This window comes from Streptomyces sp. Ag109_G2-15 (assembly GCF_900215565.1).
Classification (GTDB): Bacteria; Actinomycetota; Actinomycetes; order Streptomycetales; family Streptomycetaceae; genus Streptomyces; species Streptomyces diastatochromogenes.
The window spans coordinates 735,310-757,299 of record NZ_OCNI01000001.1 but is presented as its reverse complement, the minus strand read 5'-3'; the positions used below and the strand labels follow the sequence as shown (position 1 = coordinate 757,299).

The 21,990-nt window shown below is 70.8% G+C and carries 10 protein-coding genes; 7 read left to right on the top strand and 3 right to left on the bottom strand.

Annotation, left to right across the window (positions count from 1 at the left end):
- The first annotated feature begins 21 nt into the window (after positions 1-21).
- From CRP49_RS03040 to CRP49_RS03025, 4 genes are read left to right on the top strand one after another with little or no spacing between them, the layout of a single operon-like run.
- A complete protein-coding gene (locus CRP49_RS03040) occupies positions 22-3,756 on the top strand; it encodes a CHAT domain-containing protein (protein ID WP_257033300.1) in 3,735 nt (1,244 codons plus the stop codon).
- The gene (locus CRP49_RS03035) at positions 3,753-4,526 is read left to right on the top strand and encodes a hypothetical protein (protein ID WP_097252041.1); all 774 of its coding nucleotides are present in this window, start codon (positions 3,753-3,755) and stop codon (positions 4,524-4,526) included. Before CRP49_RS03040 ends, CRP49_RS03035 begins: the two co-directional genes overlap by 4 nt.
- Complete coding sequence (locus tag CRP49_RS03030; protein ID WP_097252040.1) at positions 4,526-5,197, top strand: RES family NAD+ phosphorylase; 672 nt, start codon at positions 4,526-4,528, stop codon at positions 5,195-5,197. Before CRP49_RS03035 ends, CRP49_RS03030 begins: the two co-directional genes overlap by 1 nt.
- Before the next feature lie 58 nt (positions 5,198-5,255).
- Positions 5,256-6,398 carry a hypothetical protein gene (locus tag CRP49_RS03025; protein ID WP_097252039.1) on the top strand — a complete coding sequence of 381 codons (1,143 nt, stop codon included), beginning with the start codon at positions 5,256-5,258 and terminating at the stop codon, positions 6,396-6,398.
- An 81-nt stretch (positions 6,399-6,479) separates the two neighbouring features.
- Here the strand turns inward: CRP49_RS03025 and CRP49_RS03020 are convergent, their stop codons facing one another.
- Positions 6,480-7,106: a TetR/AcrR family transcriptional regulator gene (locus CRP49_RS03020; protein ID WP_097252038.1), complete on the bottom strand. Its 627-nt coding sequence runs from the start codon at positions 7,104-7,106 to the stop codon at positions 6,480-6,482.
- Positions 7,107-7,149: 43 nt separating this feature from the next.
- A complete protein-coding gene (locus CRP49_RS03015) occupies positions 7,150-7,674 on the bottom strand; it encodes a TetR/AcrR family transcriptional regulator (protein WP_179851483.1) in 525 nt (174 codons plus the stop codon).
- Between CRP49_RS03015 and CRP49_RS46375 the strand changes: the two genes are divergently transcribed.
- Positions 7,660-8,175 carry a hypothetical protein gene (locus CRP49_RS46375; RefSeq protein WP_101418582.1) on the top strand — a complete coding sequence of 172 codons (516 nt, stop codon included), beginning with the start codon at positions 7,660-7,662 and terminating at the stop codon, positions 8,173-8,175. The two genes, CRP49_RS03015 and CRP49_RS46375, sit on opposite strands and share 15 nt — an antisense overlap.
- 65 nt (positions 8,176-8,240) lie before the next feature.
- On the opposite strand, the gene CRP49_RS46710 is transcribed toward CRP49_RS46375, so the two are convergent.
- Positions 8,241-14,399, bottom strand: a complete 6,159-nt coding sequence (locus CRP49_RS46710) for a LamG-like jellyroll fold domain-containing protein (protein WP_179851437.1) — start codon at positions 14,397-14,399, stop codon at positions 8,241-8,243.
- 396 nt (positions 14,400-14,795) lie between these two features.
- On the opposite strand from CRP49_RS46710, the gene CRP49_RS03000 reads away from it, so the two are divergent.
- Entirely contained in the window at positions 14,796-21,431 is a 6,636-nt protein-coding gene (locus CRP49_RS03000; RefSeq protein WP_097252036.1) for an RHS repeat domain-containing protein, read from the top strand.
- Positions 21,432-21,613: 182 nt separating this feature from the next.
- Positions 21,614-21,913 (top strand): hypothetical protein, encoded by a 300-nt coding sequence (locus CRP49_RS02995; RefSeq protein ID WP_097252035.1) that lies wholly within the window; start codon positions 21,614-21,616, stop codon positions 21,911-21,913.
- Positions 21,914-21,990 lie beyond the last annotated feature (77 nt).

Sequence of the window (21,990 nt, the reverse complement as noted above, 5' to 3'; positions counted from 1 at the left end):
ACCCGGAAAGGCAGGGCGCCGGTGAGCGACGAGGAGAGCGGCGGCGTACGGGGGCTGCGCGCGTGGGCGGTGGACGCGGCGGAGCGGGTCAAGCGGTTGATCCCGGCCATGGGGGCCGGTGCGGTGGCGCCGCGGGCCTACGACGCGTCGGTCGGCGAACTCGACCAGCTGGCAAGGCTGCTGGACCACGACCCCGCCCTGCGCAGCGCGGTCGGCGTATGGCTGGCAGGCGCGCTGGCCCAGCGGCACCTCGCCGGGGGCGGTGAGCCCGCGGACCGGGAGCGTGCGGAGACGCTGCTGAGGGACGCGCGGGACCCCGGTACGGTGCTGGGGGCGACGGCGACCGAGGAGGACCGGCGGTGGGCGGCGTTGTTCCTGCTGCCGCTCATCTCGCCGATACAGCCGCAGCGGGGCGGGTTCGGGGCGGCGCCCGACCTCTCCGCCTTCCTCGAGTGGGTCACCCGGGTGGGGCCCGCCGGGATGGCGAGCGTCGCGGCGGAGATCGAGGAGCTGACCGCGGAGGTGGTGGAGCTGCCCCTGCCGCCGGAGTTCCGAGGGCAGCTGCGGCAGATGCAGACGCTCTTCACGACCTTGCCCGGGCCGGGGTACTTCGACCCGATCACGAACATGATGCCCGCCGGGGATCCTTATGCGGATCTCTTCCGGAGGACGATGGACGGGGTGTTCGGCACGACCGTAACTCCCACGGGCGGGCAGACGGACGCGCCGGGAGCCGGCAGGACCGCGGACGCGGAGCCGTCTGCGGCCGCTGGTCCGTCTGCGGCGCCTGATGCGTCTGCGGCCTCTGGTCCGTCCGCGGAGCCCGGTGCGTCTGCGGCCTCTGGTCCGTCTGCGGAGCCCGGTGCGTCTGCGGCGTCTGATGCGTCCGCGGTGGCTGATGCGGCTGCTGGTCCGTCTGCGGCGCCTGGTGCGTTTGCGGCCTCTGGTCCGTCTGCGGCTCCCGGTGCGTGTACGGCGCCTGATCCGTCCACGGGTCCCGACGCGTCCAGGGCTCCTGATCCGTCCGCGGCGCCCGATGTGTCTACAGACCCTGATCCGTCCACGGCCCCTGATCCCTCCGCGGATTCCAACCCCCCTTCGGATCCGAAGCCCACGCTCACCGCCGACGACATCCGTCGGCTCGCCGCCGCCATGGACGCGGTGAACGCCGCCACGGACGGCCTCGACGGTGCGCTGAAGAGCGACGATCCCGCCGGGGCGATCAACGAACTCCTCCGCAGGCTGTACTCGGTGCAGGACCTGCCGCCCCCGGGGCCGGACCCGACCTCCGCCATGGAGGCCATGAGGGCGCTGCTGCTCAACATCAGTTCCGGCGCCGGCGGCTCGCTCCAGGACCAGTCGGCCGGCCGTGCCCACATGGAGCGGATCGTCGGCCACTTCGAGAAGCTCGCGGGATCGTTGCCGCCGGGCATGGGGGATCCCGGAGTCTGGGGCCGGGCGTTCCTGCTGTACAGCCGGGTCAGGGACGCCGGGGAGGCGGAGGACGTCCAGGCGCTGCGTGACGTGGTGGACGAGGCCGAGGCGCTGGAGAAGTCCGTACCGGAAGGTCATTCGTTCCGTTTCGTGGTCCTCATGACCCTGGGGGCGGCCTACGGCAGGCTCGGTGCCCTCACCAGGGACGAGGAGCTGATGCTGCGGTCCCTGCCGTACCTCGAGAAGGGGATGTCCGGCATCAAGGAGAGCGGTCTCCCGTTCGCCGACGAGCTCCCCGTGCCGTACCTCCCGGACATCGACCTGCTGCGCGCGGCGCTCACCCGCGACACGGCGGCGGCGAAGGACCACGACCCCGTCCCCCCGCCTCCGGGCGCCTCCACGGAGGACCTGCACCGTTCCGCGCTCTCCGTAGCCCTCCGCTACAGCCTCACCCGCGATCGCGCGGACCTCGACAGGCTGATCCGCGAGCTGGAGCTGGTCCGTGACGGCGTCCGGGAGGGGAGGGCGCCGCGGATCGCCGCCGAGGCGTTGTGGCAGCTCGCGATGGCCTATCGCGAGCGCGGTGTCGGCGACGACGACGTGCGGGACATCGCCGCCCTGGAAGCCGCCAAGGAGGCGCTGACCGCGCTCGCCGCCGACGTCCTCCTCCAGACCGGGGCGGAACACGGGCTGCTGACGGCCCGTGCCGGGGCGAGCAGGGGTGTGCAGGCTGCGCTGTGGGCGGCCTCGCAGGGCCGGCTGCACGAGGCGGTGGCCGTGCTGGAACTGGGCCGGGCCCTGGTGCTGCACGCGGCGTCCACCTCGTCGGCCGTGCCGGAACTCCTGGACGAGGGCGGCCACCACGCGCTCGCCGAGGCGTGGCGGGCGGTCGACGCGACCCAGCGCCCCGACGCCGCTGACGACGACGGCGTACCCGACGAACTGCCGAGCACGCTGCGCCGCCAGGCCCTCGAAGCCCTCGGCTACCGACGGGACGGCAGCCTGCTCAACACGCCCACGCTGAGCGAACTCGCGGACGGGGTCGAGGAGAGCGGCGCCGACGCGCTCGTCTACCTGGTCCCCGGCGAGGGCGAGAACCCCGGCGTGGTGATCGCGGTGGGGCCGCGACTCGGAGCCGGGGTGGGCGTACGGTCGCTCCTGTCCGGCGCCGAGAACGGCCCGTTGGAGCACTACCTCGACGCCACCGCCGTACGCGACGGCGGCCGGAACGACCCGTCCGCCGAACAGGCCTGGGAAGAAGCCCTCTCGGCGCTCTGCGACTGGGCCTATGAGGTGCTCGCCCCCCTCCTCACCGATGTCGGCGAGCGGCTCACGGCCGACGGAGACCCGGGCGACCGGCCACTCAGACTGGTCCTCGTGCCCTGCGGGCGACTCGGCATCGTTCCCTGGCACGCCGCGCGCCTCCCGGCCGAAGCGCCCCACGACTACCTCTGCCAGTCCGCCGTGATCAGCTACGCGGCGTCCGGCAGCCAGTTCCTGCGGACACTGAAGCGCGCGCCGCGCGAACCCGCGGCCGCACCCGTCCTGCTGGCCGACCCGACCATGGACCTCACGCACGCCGAGGTCGAGGTCATCGCCCTGCGCGACGCCTTCTACCGGCAGGCCCGGATGTGCGGGGGCCTCTTCCAGGTACCCGAGGAGGAGCTGGCCCCCGGCACACCCGAAGACGTCCTCGGGTTCCTCGCCGACGGAACCTCGCTGCTCCATGTCGCCTCGCACGGATCGGCGGGAACGCGTCCCACGGTCTCGGCCCTGCATCTCGCCGATGCCGATGCCGATGCCGATGGCAATGGCAATGGCGATGGCGGCGGACCGGGGACGGCACCGGACCCGGGCCTGCTGACGGTCACCCGGCTCCTCGACCGGCCGGGGCAACAGGCCGCCGAGGACGGGCCGTTGGTCGTCCTCAGTGCCTGCCAGACCGATCTGAGCACTCGCGACCACGACGAGGCGCTGACCCTCACCACGGCGTTCGTCGCGGGCGGCGCGCGGGATGTCGTCGGATCGCGGTGGACGACCCAGGACAGCGCGTCGGCGCTGCTGATGGCGGTGTTCCATCACCACCTGACCGTCGACGGGCTCAGCCCCGTCGACGCGCTCAGGGCCGCCCAGCTGTGGATGCTCGACCCGCACCGCACGAACCCGGGCTCGCTCGGCGGCGAACTGCTGCGGCAGCTGGAACGCCCCGATCTCGACCGGATCGCGCTCTGGGCCGCCTTCATCCACCAGGGGCATCCGGGAGCGGCGAGGACCGGAACCCGGGGAGAGACAGCTACAGCTACTGGAGGGGGGAACGCATGAACGACCGCGGTACCAGCGACGGCCCCGGCGGTCTGATGGAGCAGCTGCTCGCCCTGATCGGCGAGCACCAGGACACCATCCGGGAGGCGCTCGACGACGAGGAGTACGCCACGCTGCTGGCCCGGCTGGAGGCCCTCGCGGCCACGGACGCGGATGACGACAGGGCGGTGCGCAGGGCGTGCCAGGGTGTTCGCCTGGCCCTGCTGCGCCTGCCGCTGGACCATCCGGTGTACAGGGCGCTGGACTCCCTACGGCAGGTCGCGGCGCCCCCCGAGCCGACGGCCGTGGTGGGGGCGCGCGAGCTGTTGGCCCTGCTGATGACCCTGCCCACGGCGCCCGAACCGGTGTACGGCACCGCGTCCGACCCGGCGTCCGGCACCGCACCCGAACCCGCCTACGGCACCGCACCCGAACCGGCCTACGGCACCGCGCCCGAGGAGGACCAACTGCTGCTCGGGGCGCCGGCCCTCTCGGCCGACGAGGCGCGGGTCCGCTGCGGCGGCGCGCCGCCCCCCGAGCTGATCAGACTGCGGGATCCCCGGGACGGCGACCGCTATCCGGAGTTCCAGTTCACCGAGGGCAGCGGCACCCCGCGCGAGGTCGTCCTCGAGGTCAACCGGCTGCTCCTCGCCGACATCGACCCCTGGGGAGCCGCGGCCTGGTGGCTCAGCGGCAACACCTGGCTGGGCGGGACACCCGCGTCGCTGCTCGGCCGGCTGCCGGACCATCGGCTGGTCGGCGCGGCCACCGCACTGGTGGAGGGGGACTGATGAGCGACTTCTTCCCCATGATCGAGCTGGAGCTGCGCCCCAACCGGCTGGTGATGCCGGCAGGCACCGAGCTGTGGCGGGTGCACCAGTCCAAGTACGCGCCGGACCAGTTCAGCCCGAAGCTCGCGGACATCCACTTCGGCGGCGGCCGCTTCGAGGGCACGGTGCTGGATCCGTACCACAGCCTGTACGTGGCGGACACCCCGCTCACCGCCCTCGCGGAGAGCGTGCTGCGCTCCCGGCCCTTCGAACTGCCCGCCGGCACGCGGCGGATCCCGTACAGCGCGGTGTGGCGACGGTCGCTGAGCGGTCTGCGCACCCGGTGCGAGCTGACCCTGGTCTCCCTGGTCGACGGGAGGGATCTGGCCGCCGTCTGCCAGGACTCCACGCTCCTGGAGGACGAGAGCAACTACGCGACAGCGCGGCGCTGGTCGAGCGAGATCCGGGCGCAGGCACCCGATGCCATGGGGCTGATCTGGGAGTCCCGGCGCAACCGGTCCCAGCGCGCCCTGGTGCTCTTCCACGATCGCTTCGCACACTGCGACGGCGGGCCGCTGGAGGTGCTGCGGGACGGCGGGATCCCGGACCTCGGCTCCCAGGAGGGAATGAAGAAGGCCAACGAGATCCTCGAACCGCTGCGGGCGGTCATCTCGGAGCCCGTGTGGCAGTGATGGGGGGACCGTTCCGTCCCGCTTGTCGGTGGTCGAGGCGTGATGTCATCGTGGGCGCATGGCATCGTCCCTCCCTGACCATGCGTCACTTCTCCGTGAACTCAAGGAGGTCAGGCGCGCCGGACTGGTGAGGCTGCGCGGGCGGGAGCTGCCCGCCCTGGAGTCGGCGGCGCAGACGGTGACCGCGCCCGGCGCCCGGGCTCCCGGAGCGGCCGTCGAGACGCTGCTGCGACTCGCCGTGGCGCGCCTGGACGCCGGGACCCTGCGCACCGCCGCCGAGTACACCCTGGGGCTGGCCCAGGGCACCCGGGACTGGCCGGGGTCCTCCCGCCGGGCCCGGGCGGCTTCGGTGTACGGGGTGAGCGTCGAGCGGTTCCGCAAGGACCACGAGGTGATGGTCCTCGGACAGGTCGCCGAGCACGTGCTGCGGCTGGCGGCGGAGGCGGCCGCGGAGCCCGGAGCCGTCGTGGCCGAGGAGGGCGTCGGCACGCACCGGACCGTGCGGGTCAGGGCCGGCGAGCGGCCGGTGACGCTCACCCTCCATGTGCATCCGGTGGACCTGCTGCGCGACGTGGACGTGGTCGTCTCCCCGTCCAACGTCCACTTCGCGCTGCCCGAGCGGTACAAGTCGTCGGTCGCCGCCTCGTTGCGCCGGGCCGCCTCGGTGCGCGGTGTGACCGGTGACGTCCTGGACGACCCGGTCCACGACGAGCTGACCAAGTGGGCGTCCCGGAACGGAACTTCGGGGCGCGCCGTGCTGCCCGGCACCGTGGCCGCCACCGGTGCGGGGGCCCTGGCCGGACAGGGCGTACGGCGGATCTACCACGCGGCGGTGGCCGTCCCCCGGGCCGGGACCAACGACTACGACGTGCTGCCGTCCGACATCACCCGCGCCGCCTCCCGCGCTCTCGCGGTCCTGGCGGAGGAGCACGACCGCTTCGACCCGCCGCTGCGCTCGGTGTGCTTCCCGCTGCTCGGCTCGGGCCGCGGCGGACTGCCGTACGACGTCAGTCTGGCCGCCGTATGGGCCGCCGTGGAGGCGGAGTTGGCCCGCGGGGCCGGGTGGGACGTCCACTTCGTGGTGCGTACGCCCGCGGCGGCGGCGCTCGTGGAGCGCATACCCGCCGGGATCCGCCCGCCGCACGACCGGCGGACGCCCGGCCGACCCGATGGAATGGGAGAGGACCCGCGCTCCGCCTGAGCGGTGCGGGGGCCGGGCGGGCGGGTGCGAGGGGGGAACCCGCCCGCCCGGAGTTCCCTTGCTACGAGGACGGCAAAATGATCAGGACCTAGCCGCCGACCGCGCTGCCGCGTCGTACACCAGCCGCGCGTGCAGCTCGAACATCTCCACCAGGTCGCCGGCGTCCGCGTTGATCTCCTGGTGGACGAACAGGCCGTCGGCGCCGGCGATGGCGTAGGTGGTGAGCGTTCGTACGGCGTCCTCGTCCAGCTCGGGGAAGAGTGTCCTGAGCATGTCGCCGGTCCTCTGGTGCGCGATCCCGCGGACCTGGAGGAACACCGTCCGGCCCTGCGGTTCCTTGGGGCGCCGCTCCAGGGCGAGCATCAGTCCGAGGCGCAGGAACTCGGGAGTGGCGGCCAGCGACCGCGCCACGTTCGCCGCCATGGCGGTGACCCGTTCCAGCGGCGTGCCCGCCTCGTCGCCGGGCAGTTCGACGGCCGCCAGCCAGGTCTCGAAGCTGCGCTCGATGACCGCGGCGATCAGGTCGTCCTTGTCCTTGAAGTGCCAGTAGATCGAGCTGGCCGGCAGCCCGCACTTGGCGCTGACCGCCGCGATGGACGTGCCCTCGTACCCGCGCTCGCCCGAGATCTCCACCGCGGCGTCGAGAATGCGGCGGCGGGACTCCACGCCGTTGGCACGCTGCTTCCGCTCCGGATTCCCCCTGGTCATGCCCCCACTCTAATGGGGCGAGGCGCGACGGCAGGGGGCCGGCTCAGCGCACCAGGGTGTCCACGGCATCGAGGTCCGGCAGGTCGAGCGAGCAGATGCGCTCGGCCTCGTCGGCGGGGATGCCGAACTGGCGCAGGAGGCCGCGGACGGCCAGGTCCGCGGACGTCCCGTCGTCGCGGTCGGGCTGTGCGTGCAGCAGCGCGCCCAGTGCCAGCGCGGCGCCCGCCGTCACCGCCAGCGCGAGGTCCAGGTCCTCCACCTCGAAGCGGCCCGCGTCCACCGCGGCACGGATGTCGTGGAACGCACGCGGTGCCAACCCCTTCTCGGACTGGGCCAGTTCGAGCCCGTGGTGGAGCAGGACCCGGCTCAGCTCCGGATGGCGGCGGTGCAGCCGGCCGGTCATGCGGAAGCTCTGGGCGTACGCGACCGCGGGGTCCTCGATGTCCGCGGTGAGGCGGTCCATCACCGAGCCCCACCACTCCAGCGCCTCCTCGACCGCGACCCGGAAGAGGTCCTCCTTGCTGTCGAAGTGGTTGTAGAACGACGGGGAGCGGTGAAGGCCGCCCACCGCACCGCCGTACAGAGTGAACGCTGGTTCGGAGCGCGCGCTCGCGCCCGGCTCGGCCGGGAGATCGCCGACCTGGGAAACCTGGAGAACGAGGCACTCGGCATCGAACTCGGCTACCGCTACGACACCTCACCCGTCGTCTGCCCAGACCCCGGCGGCCGGGCTCCACGCCAGACCATGGACGCGTACACGCCCAGCACCTGGCCGGGCGCCCGCCCACCGAGCCTGCACCTTTCGGACGGCCGCGCCCTCTTCGACCTCTTCCACCGCGGCTTCACCCTGCTGCGCTTCGCCGACCACGACGTCACCGCACTCACCGAGGCCGCCGCCGAGCGCGACGTTCCTCTCGGTGTCGTCGACGTCCGCGACACCCACGCCCAGGCCCTCTACGAGCGCGACCTCGTCCTCATCCGGCCCGACCAGCATGTCGCCTGGCGCGGGGACACCCCGCCCGCGGACCCGCACTACGTCATCGACCGCGTCCGGGGCGCCCACCACTGAACCGACGACAGCGGGCCCCCGCCGCTCCGGGCAGGAGCGACGGGGGCCCGTTTCGGCGGTGGGGGTCAGTGCAGTGCGCTGACCTCGGTCGCCGACAGCGTCCGGGGGTAGACGTGGACATCGGCCACGGAACCGGGGAACGCCAGGTACGGGGTCGTGGCGGAGGCGCTGTTGACGCAGCCGCCGATGGTCAGGGGCAGGGAGGAGTCGTACTGGGGGCTGAGGTTCTTGGCCGTCCCCATCAGGGTGCCGTTCTGGTAGAGGGCCATGGAGCCGGTGCTGGAGTCCCCGGCGACCGGTGCCCGGTAGGTGGCGACCAGGTGGGTCCAGGTGCCGACCGGACCGGTGTTGTTGTCTCCCTCGGCGGTCGGGAAGTCGGAGTTGCTGTCGTTGGTGGTCGTGGTCTGGAACATCCAGGCGGCACTGGGTTTGTCGTAGGAGAGGTAGAAGGACTGGTGTTGCGTGGTGCCCTGACAGACGGCCGTGGTGCCGAGCGCCGAGTTGATCTTCACCCAGGCCGAGACGGTGTAGTCACCGAGGGTGTTCACCGCGCTCTGCTTGCTCTTGAGGAAGCCGGTGCTGCCGTCGAAGGCCGCGCTTCCGGAGAGCCCGCTCGGCGCGTCGGTGCCGAAGGTGACGGTGCCGGACGGGGTCACCGGGTTCAGGGACGCGGTGTCGGTGCCGTCCCCGGAGAGCTTCCACTCGTCCTCGGGCATGCCCTTGTCCCAGCCGCTCGGCACGATCACGCTGCCGGCGTCGGCGTCGCTCGGGGTCATGGCGTACGGGTAGACCTGCACGTCCGAGACGGAACCGGGGAAGGCGTTGTACGGCGACGTCGTGTCGGGGCTGTTGACGCAGCCGCCGACGGTCAGGGGCATGGACGAGTCGTACTGCGGGGTGAGGTTGGTGGCGGTCCCCATCAGGGTGCCGTTCTGGTAGATCGACATCAGGCCGGTGCTGGAGTCACCGTCCACGGGGGCGGTGTAGGTGACCAGGAGGTGAGTCCAGGTGCCCAGGGCCCCGGTGCCGGTGTCTCCTTCCGCGGTCGGGAAGTCGGCGTTGTCGTCGTTGGTGGTCGTGGTCTGGAACATCCAGCCCTTGTTGCCCCTGTCGTACCCGATGTAGAACGCCTGGTGCTGACTGGTCCCCTCGCAGATGGCGGTGGCTGGATTGTCCGCCGAGTCGAGCTTCACCCAGGCGGAGACGGTGTAGTCGGCGAGGGTGTTGACGGCGGTGTGGTCGCTCTCCAGGAATCCGGTGCTGCCGTCGAACGAGGTGGCGGCGGCAGGTGCGTTGACCGCGTCCGGTCCGGCCGCGTTGAAGGTCGCCCCACCGACCGCGGTGAACGGGTTGTCCCCGCGCGCGTCGGTGCCGTCGGCGGACAGCTCCCACTCGTTGTCGGGGGTGTCGCTGCCGGTGGCCAGCGGGACGATCAGGTTCGGCGCGATGCTGACGACCTGGGTGTTGGTGTCGTTGAGGTACCGGCCGGCGAGGTCGGTGTAGTACGCGTTGGACGGGTTGCCGCTCGACAGGTCGGCCGCCTTCACGGTCGACGACGTGGCCGTGCCGTCCGTGGAGACCGCCGCGGCGAAGTCGATGACCTGGGACGGGAAGTTGTCGAGCAGGTACTGGTTCACCTGCTCACGTGCGCTCTCCTGCGTCGCCGTGCCCGGGTGGGCGGCGGTGAACGGCGGGATCGTGGTGAGGTAGACGGTCATGTTGGAGTTCTGCGTGACCGGCTGCCCGTTGATGTAGGTCTGCCCGTCGTCGGTGTAGTACGAGCTGAGCTGGCTGTTGAGCGAGGCCAGTCCGTTCTCGACGTTGGTGGCGCAGGTGTTGGCGTCGCCGGTGCAGTTGAGCAGGTCGGTGGCGCCGGTCGAGACGAGGACGGTGCGCACGTTGCCCTGGGCCAGCACGTTGCGGTCCAGCGGGTTGAGCGCGTTGGTCGGGCTGTCGCTGTTGGTGATCTGCGGCAGCAGGTTGTTGCTCAGGCTGTTGCTGTTGGTTCCGGCGTTGAGCACGCCGTAGTCCACCGTGTCGTCGCCGTTGGGGTCGTTGACCAGGGCGCCGGTGATGGCGTCGCTGAGGTGGTGCTGGCCGTCGCCGCTCGCGGTGTCCCCGTTGACGCTCTGGTCGCCGTAGAGGACCAGCGAGCCGGTGGGCGCGGAGGTGGGCGTGGTGACGTCGATGCCGGCCAGGTACGGCAGACCGGTGTACGTCGTCTGCGTGTACTTGGTCGCCGCGGTGTCACCGGTGCGGTTGGCCGCGTCGCTCACCCACACCGGTGTCTGGGCGGCGGCATGGCCGGCCATGGCCGACACCGAGCCGTGCACCTGCAGGCTGACCAGCACGGTGGCCTGCTGCGCGACGGCCAGCGTCACCGGGTCGCTGGTGACGTCGCCGCCCGCGGGGACGGTGACCGAGGTGGCGCCGCCGAAGGTCAGCGCCGTCGGTGCCGCGGCCGCCGTGGCCCCGCCCGCGGTGCCGTCCTGCAGCGCGACGGAGGCCGCGTCGAAGGTCACCGGCGCGCTGCCCATGGCGTTGGACAGGTGGACGCGGACGCCGTTGCCGCTGTCGGCGCCGATGCTGACGTGCGCCGGGATGCGCAGCGTCTGCCCGTTGACGGTGGCGGTGGTGCCGCCGGACTGCTGCACCTTGGCGGTGTCCTGCACGGAGGACCAGGTGCCGACCCAGTGCTGGGCGCTGGATCCGCTGCCGGTGACGGTCAGCGGCCGCACGCCGAGACCGAGGATGTGCAGGGCGGGCTGGCCGGCCTGGACGCCGTTGGTGAACAGGGGCAGGGAGATGCTGCTGATGACCGAGCCGGGGCAGGCCAGCGGGACGCTGACGGCGTAGATCTTCGGGCCGGGGCTGGGGCTGTTCTGGGTGTTGTTGCTGTGGTTCTCGTGGACCAGGGTCAGCGAGGCCGCCGAGGACGGGCCGCTGAGCCAGTCCGGCACGGTGTCCAGCGTGTACGACTGGTCGGCGGGGTTGCCGTCCGGGTCCAGGCAGTTGTTCTTGGCGTAGGTGATGGTGCCGGTGGCGCCCTTCGCCGCGCCGCCGGTGGCGAAGCCGAGGAAGACCACGGCGTCACCGGTGTTCACGACGCCGCTGCCCGGCACGGTGACGGTCTGTCCGGAGGCCAGCAGGTTGTCGTAGGTGCCGCTGCCGAACGTCGGCAGCTTGATGCCGGCGCCGTCGACGGTCACCGTCTTGCCGCTCTGCCAGCCCGCCGTGCCGGTCAGGTCGGCGGAGTTGATGCTGTTGCCGGAGCCGTCGGCGTCGGCCGGGCTGGTCGTGGTGGTGAAGGTGCTGGTGGCGGTGTTGTTCAGGCAGCTGCTGGTGCTGTTGATGGCGCAGGTCAGCGCCGGCGCGAGCCGCAGCACGTCGAGGCCCGCCTGGTATCCGGTGGAACCGGTGTTCTTGCCGGTCAGGGTGAGCGTGAGAGTGTGCACGCCCTGCTTGAGGGTGAGCAGCTGGCCGTTCGCGTCCTTGGGCATGCCGAGGTTCACGAACCGGGTGGTGACGTAGGAGTTGTAGGCGTCGAAGTTGCTGAGCAGGGTGGACTCGGTGGGCTTGCCCGCGTCCAGGACCAGCTTGTAGATGCCGTAGTCCTTGGCCTTGGTCAGGTTGGCACCGAAGCCCCAGGGGCCGTCCTTGGGGATGTCGAAGCTGAACGTCGCGCTGTCACCGGCGACGACCTTGGTGGTGCTCTTGTTGGCGAGCATGGCCTGGTAGCCGTCGGCGAACTCGTAGCCGCTGCCGGCGGCCTGGCTGATCAGCTGACCACCGGTGGAGGTGGTGGTCGCCTTGGGCACGGCGGTGGTCGTGTTGTCCGCGTTGGTCGCCGTCCAGCCGCTGATCATCTTGTCGCCGTAGGCGTACGTCGGCGTGCTGGTGCCCGCGTAGAAGGCGTAGGCCGTCTGCGTGATGGACGTCGAACCGGCCTGGTCCACGGCCTTGGCGTACAGGGTGTGCGGTCCCGCCTTGGCGGGGGCGAAAGCGGGGGAGGCGCTGCCGTTGACGACCGCGGTGCCGGTGCCGGGGCCGTTGTCCGAGGTGGCGTAGTACACATGGGCCGGCACGATCGTCGTGCTCGTGGTCCATTTGGTGACGCTGCTGCTGTAGACCGTGTTACCGAGCGTGCCGTCCAGCGCGAACAGGTAACCGGTGATGTTGTTGGTGTGGTTGTTGCTGATCGTGAAGGTGCCCTTGTCGCCGAAGGCGGCACCGATCTGCTTGGCCGGGAACTGACTGGAGGTCACCGTGGGCGCGGGCGGCGCGCTGGTGTCCACCGTGAAGGTCTGGGTCTTGGTCCACACGCCGTTGCCGGTGCCGGCCCAGTAGCCCGCAGCGTTCTGTGCGGTGGCCTTCCAGGTGTAGGTGCCGTCCGGCAGGCTCGGGGTGGTCCAGTCACTGCCGTTGGTGTTGTACCGGGCGCGCTTCTTGGAGTCGAGGTTGGGGCCGAAGCCCTGTCCCACCTGGGTGCCGGAGGAGTTGTAGACGTGGTAGTCCATGCGCACCAGCTCGCTGCCGCCGGCCAGGTCGGGGTCGACCGCGCGCGCGGACAGCGTCGGGGTGTGGGTGGTGGTCATCGTCTTGCCCATGCTCACCGTGGACGGCTTGATGGCGGGAGTGCCGGTGCCGTTCTTGAGCTTGGGCCGGTAGCTGTAGGTGACCGACATGGTGGCGCCGCCGCCGAACGCGAGCTGCTTCCACTGCGTGGCGTCGTTCATGTCGGGCGACTGGACCATCAGCGTCATGCTCTTCCAGCCGCCGGCCGCCGCGCTCTGCGCGCGGGAGGTCACGTCGAACTCCAGCGAGGGCGGGCTGACCCAGGAGTTGGAACCTGAGGTGACCGGGCAGGTGCCGGCCTCATGACTCTTCGGGTTGGTGCCGAGCGAGCCGGTGCGTCCCCCGGGCTCGTGGCCCCAGTACAGCGAGGAGGAGCCCCAGCCGGCGGGGCGGTCGGTGCCGTAGACGGCGGCCGGGGTGTCGGCGCAGGAGGCGGCGGAGAGCTGCTTCACGTACAGCGAGGCGTGGCTGACCACGGCGCCCTTGATGCCGCTGGTGTTCATCTGGTAATAGGTGCGGGCCCGCTCGCCGTTGCCGGGGTAGGAGTTGTCCCACCCTTCGCGGGCGTTGTTCTCACCCGTGGTGGACGTCGAGTTGTAGACGTTCCATCCGTTGTCGGAGATCCGCGCCCAGTCCAGCTGGGACGGCCTGCCGCTCCACTCCGGGTCCACGTAGACCGGGTAGGTGGTGCTCTTGGAGGTGAGCAGCGTCTTGTCCAGGCCCAGCAGCTGCTTGCCGTGCTTGAGGGTCACGCGGACCTGGGCGCGGTGCTTGCCGACCTTGGCCGCAGCCTTGTGCTCGGCCCGGGCGGAGGAGGCGGTCGCGGTGTGGGCCAGGGGCGCGCCGGCCGCCTTCTGACCGGCGCTGTCCCACATCAGCGCGGTGTCGCTGTGGAACACCGTCTTGCCGGTGTGCTTGTCCGTGGCCTGTGCGCCACCGTCGTGCGTGGCGGCCAGCTTGAGGTTGGCCGACGTGGTCTGGAGCGCGAGGCCCTGCAGGTGCGGATCGGCCGCGGCCTTGGGGGACTTGACCACGAGGATCGAGGAGTAGCCGGAGGCGTCCGCGGTCAGCTGGAGGTCGACCTGGGGCAGTACGTCGGGGTAGGTGGCGGTGTCACCGGAGATCACCGGCTCGGGCAGCTTGCCCGGCCAGGAGAAGCCCAGCCGGTCCTTGCCGCTGCGCAGCGTGACCAGCGCACCGGAGCCGCCGTCGGAGAAGGCCACGTCCGTGACGGCGGCCTGGGGAGCCCAGGTTCCGTCCGCCTTCCGTACCAGCGTGGTGTCGATCGGCACCCACTTGCCGTGCTGCCGGGTGCGCTGCGGCATCGAGGAGTCGGTGCGGGTGAAGGTGCCGTTGGGGTTGGCCACCACCGTCGTGCCGGTGTCGGTGAGCTGGTCGATGGTCACCGGCTTGCCGGTCGCCTTCGCCCGGGCGGATGCCGACTCCGTGGGGTTGAAACGCCTGGCGGCGGACTGGGAACGCGTGCTGTGCGACTTCGCGTGAGACGACCGGGCGGGGGCGGCGGGTGCCGCGTGGGCCGACACCGTCGCGGTCAGCGACCCGGCCGCCAGGGCCGCGACGACGGCGGCGGCGAGGGGTCTGGACGCGGGACGTCTGGACGCACGTAGGGGTGTGCGGAAGGCGGACATCGAGGTTGGGATCCTTAGCAGGTATCAGGCGGTCCCCCCGTGGGTCCGCGCCGCTGTGCATTCTGAGGTCCCGTGTGATCGGGGGTCCATCGTCAACTGATCGAATGACGTCCGTAGTTAGTCCACTTTTGACGTATGCGAGATGGCTTGGGTTTCAACTTGGAACATCCCTTGGGGTTTTCACAGGAAATCCTTTGCCTGTGGAGATCGCGTGAGGCCCTAGCGTGATCCACTGCGGGGGGTGTGAGTTTTGTGTGCCCCTCTTTTGACGTGCACTCAGATGCCCGCGGGCGACCTGTGTGCTCTTGCCTCAGAGAGGAATCGCACACCATGGTGCGAACTACGGGGTGGCGAAAAGGGCGGTTGGCCTCACGCACCCGAAGACTTCGGCGTTCGGTGTTCGTCACGGTCGGCGCCGTGGTGGTGTCGGGCCTGCTGCCCGCGGGCACGGCCACGGCGGCCTCGCCGACGACGAAGCGTCACGTGTCGGCTCCGGCCGTTCCGCACGACAAGCGGATCCCCTTCACTCACGCCACGCCGAAGCGCGTCCCCGCGCACAAGGGGTTCAAGCACTTCGACCCCGCCGTGCACGCGAAGCTCCCCGCGCCGGGCAGCGCCGAGGTCACCCTGCCCGTCGCGGCCGCTTCCGCGCGCCTGAGCGCCAAGGCGACTCAAGTACGGGCGGGAGACACGCCTGTTCTGCTCGGTGCCGCCGCGGGTGCCCACCCCCAGGCGGCCGCCGTCGCCCGGTCACAGCGGGTGCGGGTGACCGTGCTGGACCAGAAGGCCGCGCGCGCCGCCGGTGTCCACGGTGTGCTCTTCACCCTGCAGCGCACCGGCCCCGGCGGCGGCAAGGTCGCCCTGCGCGTGGACGACTCGTCGTTCCGCTACGCCTTCGGCGGCGACTTCGCCTCCCGTCTCCACCTCGTCCAGCTGCCCGAGTGCGCCCTGATCACGCCGAAGCTGCGCAAGTGCCAGACCCCGACCCCAGTGCGCACCGCCCCCGGAACGCCGCTGTCCGGACAGGTCACCGTGCCGGGCGCGGCGACCGGCGGTGCCTCCCTCGCCCGGACGGCGACGGCGTCGTCCGGCGCGACGGTGGTCATGGCCGCGACGTCGGGAAGCTCGGGTTCGTCGGGTGACTACTCGGCGACGAGCCTGTCGCCCGCGGGTACGTGGTCGACCTCGGGCAACACCGGCGCGTTCACCTACAGCTACCCCATCTCGGTGCCGCCGGCGATCGGCGGCGCGGCGCCGCAGGTGGACCTTTCGTACGACTCCTCCAGCCAGGACGCGCGGACCGAAGGCACCAACAACCAGTCCTCCTGGCTGGGTGACGGGTGGAGCTCCACCGAGAGTTACGTCGAGCGCACCTACAAGTCGTGCGACGACGACTCGTCCTCGGGCGCGCCCAAGAACGACGGGGACGAGTGCTGGGCCGGGCAGATCCTCACCCTGTCGCTGAACGGCAAGTCCACGGAGCTCGTCTACGACGACTCGACCAAGACCTTCCACCCCACCCGGGACGACGCCACCACCAAGGTGGAGGATCTGACGGGGGCGACGAACGGCACCGACAACGGGGAGTACTTCAAGGTCACCCAGAGCGGTGTCCAGTACTTCTTCGGGCTCAACCGCCTCCCGGGCTGGTCGTCGGGCAAGGACGAGACCAAGTCGGCGTGGACGGTGCCGGTCTACCACGCGCACGGCGGTGTGTCGGCGTGCCCGGACAGCACGGACTTCGCGTCCACGTCCTGCACGCTGGGCTTCCGCTTCAACCTGGACTACGCGGTCGACCTGCACGGGAACGCCACCGCCTGGTACTACAGCCCGGAAACGGGCTACTACGGCGCGGACATGAAGGACACCGCGGTCTCCTACACGCGCGGCGGCACGCTGTCCCGGATCGACTACGGCATGACGTCCTCGACGGTCTACTCGGGCACCGCCCCGGAGCAGATCCTCTTCGACACCGCCGAGCGCTGCATCCCCGGCACCCCGTCGGGCAACACCTGCGCGGACAGCCAGTTCACCGCCGCCAATGCCGCGTACTGGCCGGATGTGCCGGTAGACCTGAACTGCACCTCCGGCTCGTCCAACTGCACCAACCACGGCCCGAGTTTCTGGTCGCGCAAGCGGCTGACGGCGATCACGACGCAGATCCAGACGGGTGGTGCGACCAAGCAGGTCGACAAGTACTCGTTCACGCAGTCCTTCCCCGACGGCGGCGACCACGCCCCCACCCTGTGGCTGGACTCCGTCCAGCGCACCGGCCTGGACACCCTGGGCGGGGCGTCGGGCAGCACCTCCACGCCGGCGGTGAGCTTCGACCCGCCGCTGCAGCTGCCCAACCGGGTCGGGACGATCCCGCAGATGCCGCTGATGTACCACGACCGTATCCAGACGGTCACCAGCGAGACCGGCGCCCAGACCACGGTCACCTACGACCGGCCCGACTGCTCCAGCGCCCCGGCCAGCGACCCCAACGACCCCACGGACGCGGCGGCCAAGACCTTCGCCTCCACCAACACCCTGTCCTGCTTCCCGGTGTACTGGACGCCCACCGGTGAGCCGGCGCCGTGGATGGACTGGTTCTACAAGTACAAGGTCTCCTCGGTCGTCACCAGCGACGCGCACAACTCCTACCAGGACGGCACCCAGCCGAAGCTGGAGACGGACTACGCCTACAAGGGCAAGCCGGGCTGGCACTACGACGACAACGAGGTCGTCAAGTCCAAGAACCGCACCTGGGGCCAGTTCCGGGGTTATCCGGAGGTGGACGTCACCACCGGTGACCCGAGCGTCTTCCACTACACCAACGGCGCCAAGGTCTACGACCAGAAGACGCTGACCAAGACGTACTACTTCCTGGGCATGAACGGCGACACCCTGCCCGGCGGCAAGACCCGCTCCGTGCCCGACCTCACGAGCCAGGACGGCGCCACCTCGGTCGCCGACGACGACGCGCTGGCCGGCCAGGTCTTCGAGACCGACACCTACACCGCCTCCGGCGGCAGCCTGGACAAGGCCGTCGTGACCGTGCCCACGATCATCGGCCCCACGGCCACCCGCAACCGCAGCGGCCTGCCGGACCTGACGGCCCAGATGGTCCGCACCGCCAAGTCCCTCACCCGGCAGGCGGTCTCCTACGGCTGGCGCAAGACCGAGACGGACACCTTCTACACCACCACCCTGGGCAAGCCGACCACCGGCATGCCGGTCCAGGTCGACGACCGCGGTGAGACCGCCGACAGCGACAACGTCGCCAGGTGCGCCTACACCCGGTACCTGTCCAACACCAAGCCACTGCTGACCCTGCCCGCGGAGACCATCACCACGGCACAGGACTGCTCCACCGCCGGGGCCACTCCCAGCGGGAAGCTGCTCTCCGACACCCGCACCTCCTACGACAAGAACCCCTTCGCCTACGACGGCGACGGCCAGCAGAGCCCGGCCCTGCCCGACACCGGGGACGCCACCCTGGTCCAGAAGGCCTCGGCCGCCAGCGGTGCCACCGGCACGGCGTTCGTCGACGAGAGCGCCACCACCTACGACGCCTACGGCCGCACCGCGACGGTCACCCGCACCCCGCACTCCACCTCGCCCGACAACAAGAGCCTCGCGCAGACCGTCACCACGGCCTACAACCCGAGCAGCGGGGCACTGCCGACCAGCACCGTCACAGCCACTCAGGTCACCCCGGGTGCCGCCTGCACCACCATCAGCACCTCCTCCAAGGACTGCCAGGTCGCCTCCATCACGGTCGACCCGGCCCGGTCGCTGACCCTGGCCAAGACCGACGCGGCCGGCCTGCTCACCTCGTTCACCTACGACGCGCTGGGCCGCCTGACCGGGGTCTGGCTGCCGAACGAGAGCAAGTCCGCCGGCGCGCCGGCGAACATGACCTACAGCTACCGCCTGTCCCAGACCGCTCCCACCGTGGTGGCGACCAACTCTCTTCTGGACAGCGGAAGTTACAAGACCGGTGAGACCCTGTACGACGCCATGCTCCGCACCCTGCAGACGCAGAGCACGGCGGAGAACGGCACCACCACCGTCTCGGACACGCAGTACGACTCGCACGGCTGGAAGGTCGTCACCAACAACGCCTACAACGTGGGCGGTGACCCCGGCAACAGCCTGATCTCGGTCTCGCAGGTGTCCATCCCCGACACCACCGTCACCGACTACGACGGGCAGGGCCGGGCCGACCTGGTCACCGAGGAGCACGACGGCGCCAAGACCTGGACCACGACCACCGCCTACACCGGCGACAAGACCACCGTCCTACCGCCGAAGGGAGGAGTCGCCACCGCCTCGGTCGTGGACGCCCGCGGCCAGACCACCGAACTCGACCAGTACACCGCCGCGCCCACCCTGAGCGGATCCGCCGCGGCGGGCTTCACCGCCACCGGCGGCACCCCTTCGGCCACCACCTACCAGTACGACGAGGCGGGGCAGCAGTCACAGGTGACCGGCCCGGACAAGGCGGTCTGGAAGTTCGGCTACGACCTGTTGGGCCGTAAGAAGTCCCAGAACGACCCCGACGCGGGCCCGAGCTCCTACGGCTACGACGACGCCGGCAACCTGATCTCCACGACCGACGCCCGCAAGATCGAGCTGGACTTCACCTACGACCTGCTCGGCCGCAAGCTGACCGGCAGCGACAAGGCCAAGTCCGACTTCCAGTTCGCCTCCTGGACCTACGACACCCTCCAGATCGGCAAGCTGACCTCCTCGACGCGCTACGTCCAGGGCACCACCGGCGGCTACACCGTGGCCACCACCGGCTACACCAGCCTGGGCAAGCCGACCGGCACCAAGATCACCCTGCCGGCGTCCGAGGCTCCGCTGCCGACCACCTGGACCACCACCTACGGCCACAGCACCAAGGAGCAGCTGCTCACCACCCAGGCCGACCCGCGCACCCAGGGCCTGAACAGCGAGACCATCACCTACGGGCACGACGCGCTGGGCAGCCCCACCATCACGAGCAGCAGCATCAACACCTACGTGGGCGCCACCACGTACACCGGCTACGGTGAGCCCTCCCAGCTCACCCTGGGCGCCTCGACCAACCCGGCGTGGGTCACCTACAGCTACGACGACCAGACGCGCCGGCTCACCGACCGCCTGATCAGCCGTACCCAGGCACCCGGTCCGACGGTCGACGACACCAAGTACACCTACGACACCTCCGGCAACCCGACGTCCGTCACCGACCAGCAGTCGGAGACCGGCAACACCGTCACCGACCAGCAGTGCTTCGGTTACGACACGCTGAACCGGCTCACCGACGCCTGGACCGCCAACGACAACTGCGCGGCCAACCCGCCCACCAGCGGCACCCTGGCCACCAGCGCGGGCGCCTACTGGCAGTCCTACAGCTACGACGCGATCGGCGACCGGCTCGGAAGCGTCGACCACGCCATCGGCAGCGGCGGTTCGACGGTCACGACCGGCTACACCAACGGCTGCACCGCCAACTGCAACACCACGGGTGCGCAGCCGCACACCCTGACCGCCACCACCGGTGGCACCAACGCGACCGACTTCGTCTACGACGAAGACGGCAACCTGCACACCCGTACCCCCAAGAGCGGCCCGGGCCAGAGCCTGACCTGGGACGACGAGGGTCACCTGGCCGAGGTGGACACCACCGGCGCCAGTCCCACGAGCACCAAGTACCTCTACGACGCCCAAGGCGCGCTGCTCATCCGGCGGGACCCGGGACAGACCGTCTTCTTCGCCGGTGACACCGAGATTGTCGTGAACACCGGCGTCACCCCGAACGTGCTGCTCGGTGCGGTCCGCACCTACACCCACGGCGGCATGCCCGGGTACCCGGTGGCCGTGCGGTCCAGCCTGTCCGGCGGCGGCCTGAAGTACCTCTTCAGCGACCTTCACGGCACCGCGTCCCTCGCGATGGACGCCACCACGCAAGCGGTCGCACGCCGTCAGACCACACCGTTCGGACAGTCACGTGCCAGTGCCAACACCACGGCCTGGCCCGACTCCACCCACTCCTTCCTGGGCAAGCCCCAGGACGCCGGCACCGGCTACACGGACGTGGGCGCCCGTGAGTACGACCCGACCCTGGGCCGCTTCATCAGCGCCGACCCCAAGCTGGAGACCACCGACCCGCAGCAACTCGGCGGTTACGCCTACGCGGCCGACAACCCCGTCACCTCCGCCGACCCGAGCGGCCAGGAGAGCTGCTACCCGCACTACTGCTCCGGGTCGAACGGTACGTACGGTGACTACCACTCGGAGAACGACCCGGCCTCGCCCGACTACGGGGGCAGCTCGCACTCCTGGCAGGACCATCACCGGGGCGGCAACACCTGCTACTACGTGCTGGTCAACCCGTGCGGCGGAAGCGGCACTTCGGGGCGTGACGCCACCGCCGCCATCCTGGTCCCGATCGTCGCGTCCCAGTTCGCCACCAAGCCCAGCACGGCGTTCTTCTGGTCCGGACGGACCGAGGGGGTCAACGCCGGCCCGGACAGCCTGGCCGACTGGGTCGCGCAGGAGCACGGCGGCACGACGCTGGAGATGCTCATGAAGGAGCGCGGCATCAAGCTGCCGGACTGGGATCCCGACAATCCCGACGTCGTCAAGGCGTGGGAGGACGCGTCGGCCGCCTACGCCAACAACGCCTCCGGCGAGGTGCGGGTGGTCCTCGGCGAGGACCAGCGCCCGGGCAGTGTCTGGGAGACCGTCGAGATGGACCGCCTGATGAACAACCCCAAGGTCTCCAAGATCACGATGCTCGACATCCTGGGTGACGAGACCGGCCAGATCGCGGTCAACCGCGGCGAGATGAGCACGGCGGCGGGGGCGGCCGCGGCGGAGAGCGACGCCCGGGAGGAGGTCGCGTCGGCAGTGCAGAAGGCCAATGCCAACGTCCAGACCCAGGAGGCCGAGGCGCTCGCCCAGGCGCAGACCGCGCGGGCGGAGGCCGAGGCGGAGGCTGAGGCGGAGGCCGAGGCGATAGCGGAGGCGGAGGCGATGGCCGCCGAAGAAGGCTAGCGCGCGGTGCCGCCGGTAGCGCCTGGTGCGCTACCGGCGGCCGGCCCGCGGATAGGCTGCCACCCGCCCACGGACCCGTGAGGTTCGGTGGGCGGGTGGCCCCGTCGCGGCCGGCAGTGAAGAGATCCTCGGGGCGGCCGTCCGGCGTCCCGGAGCAGTGTTCGAGGTCTGGGAGGCCCGAGATGTCCGACGAGAGGAAAAGCGCCGCGATCACGGTGTTCCTGGGGCGGGGCGAGTCGCCCTTCCCGCAGCGGGACGAGGCCGCGGTGCTCGCCCGCTTCGGCCCGGACGACGGCCCCGGGCTGGCGGCCTACGCGAAGGAGATCGTCAGCGAGGCCGCGGCGTTCGACATCGAATGGGGGGACCAGAGCCTCTCCTCCGGGACGGCCCATTTCCGTGAGGAAATGCGCAGGCGCCACCCGGAGCTGACCGACGAGGCCGTCGCGGCGCTCGGCTGGTTTTTCAGTTACATGTGGCGCTGATTTACCTGTGGCGCTGATTCAGGCGCGGGCGCCGGTTCTCGTAAAAACTGCTGGGGAAATTCCGTCCTCTTTCTCCA